Below are 2,260 nucleotides of genomic sequence, written 5' to 3' on the forward strand. Positions count from 1 at the left end.
GCCGCCGTCATCGACGTGCGGTCGCGCGACTACTTCGACGATCTGTCCGCGGTGCTCAGCCATTTGGACGACCTCGGCGTCAAAACACGCATCCTCTTTCTTGACGCGAGCAATGAGGTGCTTATCAAGCGTTATGAATCCGTGCGCAGGCCGCATCCCCTGCAGCATGGCAACCGCCTGATCGACGGCATTCTCGAGGAACGCGACCTGCTTGAGAACCTCAAGGAGCGCGCCGACATCGTCATCGACACCTCCACGTTGAGCATCCACCAGCTGTCCACGAAGCTTTATGAAGGCCTGCTCGGCGCCGGCCCCTCAACGGTATCCGTGCACATCTTCAGTTTCGGATTCAAGTACGGCATCCCGATAGACGCCGATTTCGTCGCCGACGTGCGTTTCCTGCCGAATCCGTTCTGGGTGCCGAAGCTGCGTTCGATGACGGGGCGCGACAAGGCGGTCAGCGATTACGTGCTCTCCAGCGAGGGCGCTTCCGAGTTCCTCGACGCGTATGAAAAGGCCATCGCGGTCGCCATCGAGGGGTACGCCCAGGAAGACAAGCATTTCGTGACGATCGCCATCGGATGCACCGGCGGCCAGCATCGTTCGGTGGCGATAAGCGAGGCTTTGGCGAAGCGGCTGCGGTCCCGCGGATTGAACGTGTCCGTTTCCGCCCGCGAGCTGGATAACAAGGGAACCGAAAAGTGACCGCATTATGAGAAGGACGCGTCCGAATACAAAGAAAGCATACGGCGATTGTCCAAGATATTCGGTATCACAGTAAGCCGGTACTCTCGCGGGAGGAATCCGCGACTCGCCTGAAATTTAGGGAAGAACAGGAAAGTAGGAGGTTGGCTCTTGGCTCTTCTGGATGACGTCAAAAGTGAGCTGGCCGCAATCGACAACGAGCTGCCCATCGCCAAAAAGGCGCAGGCCACGGCAATGATTCGATTCGGCAACGGTTTGCACTCGGTGGACCATCACATTCTGGTGCAGGCTCAACTTGACTCCAAGGACGCGGCCTTGTGGCTGCAGGACACCATCAAGAACCTGTACGGTCACGAAGCCACATTCACTCCCATCGCACGACAGACTCCGACCGGCACGGTACAGCGCTATGTGGTGCGTGTGCCGAAGGGCAGCGCCGCACTGGTGTTGCAGACCGGTCTGTACAGCCGGTACACCAAGAACATGGTATTGGGACTGCCCAGCGAGATCATCAACGGCAAGATCGCGCAGATCAAGGCCGCATGGCGCGGAGCGTTCATGGCCAATGGCCGTCTTTCCGACCCGGGCAAGGCAAGCTACCTGGAAATCGTCTGTCCGAATCACGAGGCCGCGTTGGCGCTGGTCTCCACGGCGAGGCGTCTCGGCATCACCGCGAAACCACGCAAGCTGCGCAGCTCCGAGCGCGTGACGCTGCGCGATCCCGATGCGATCGAACGCATGCTCATCCTCATGGGCGCGCCCCATTCGGCCCGCGAATGGACCGGAAAGCGCTCCGACGGCGAGGCACGCGGCAAAGCCAACCGTCTGGCCAACTTCGACGACGCCAACATGCGACGCAGCGCCAAGGCCGCGGCCGAGGCATGCGACAAGGTCCGTCAGGCTTTTGAGATTCTTGGCGATGACATTCCCGACAACCTCAAATCCGCGGGCCAGCTCCGTCTCGATCATTCGGACGCCTCGTTGGAACAGCTCGGACGTCTGGCGGAACCGCCGATCACCAAGGACGCGATCGCAGGCCGCATCCGCCGTCTGCTGCAGCTCGCGGAAAAAACCGAGAAGGCACGTCACCAAGCGGCCTGAGTCGTCCGTCGGCTCCACTTCGGCAAAACACCATGCCCGTTTTCGAACGGCATGGTGTTTTTTGTTCCATCGGGCTGTATCATTCGTAAGTGGCAATATGGCCATTCCACGCTTCAAGCGGCTAGGAAAGGATATACATGAAGACACTCAAGGATCTTGGAGATCTCAAGGGCAAGCGCGTTCTGGTCCGCGCTGATTTCAACGTCCCGCTGGACGGCACCACGATCACCGATGATGGTCGTATCAAGGCCGCCCTGCCTACCATCAAGGCCCTGCGCGAAGAAGGCGCCAAGGTCATTCTGATGGCCCACCTCGGCCGTCCGAAGGGCAAGGTCGTTCCGGAACTGTCCCTGGCTCCGGTCGCCGTCCGCCTTGGCGAACTGCTCGGCATCACCGTTCCGCTGGCCGAGGACACCTATGGCGCCGACGCTCAGGCCAAGGTCGCCGCGATGAA

The 2,260-nt window shown here is 60.4% G+C and carries 3 protein-coding genes; all 3 read left to right on the plus strand.

Features of this window, described 5'->3' with window-relative positions; all coding sequences use genetic code 11:
* Window positions 1-705 (plus strand): RNase adapter RapZ (gene rapZ / locus B3C64_RS03965; RefSeq protein ID WP_291533889.1); only part of this gene is annotated, 705 nt, incomplete at its 5' end.
* A gap of 150 nt (window positions 706-855) precedes the next feature.
* Window positions 856-1,806: a DNA-binding protein WhiA gene (whiA, locus tag B3C64_RS03970; RefSeq protein ID WP_291533891.1), complete on the plus strand. Its 951-nt coding sequence runs from the start codon at window positions 856-858 to the stop codon at window positions 1,804-1,806.
* Between the two features lie 137 nt (window positions 1,807-1,943).
* On the plus strand, window positions 1,944-2,260 hold a 317-nt coding region (gene pgk / locus B3C64_RS03975), incomplete at its 3' end, for a phosphoglycerate kinase (protein WP_291533893.1).

This window comes from Bifidobacterium sp. UBA6881, assembly GCA_002451435.1.
GTDB lineage: Bacteria > Actinomycetota > Actinomycetes > Actinomycetales > Bifidobacteriaceae > Bifidobacterium.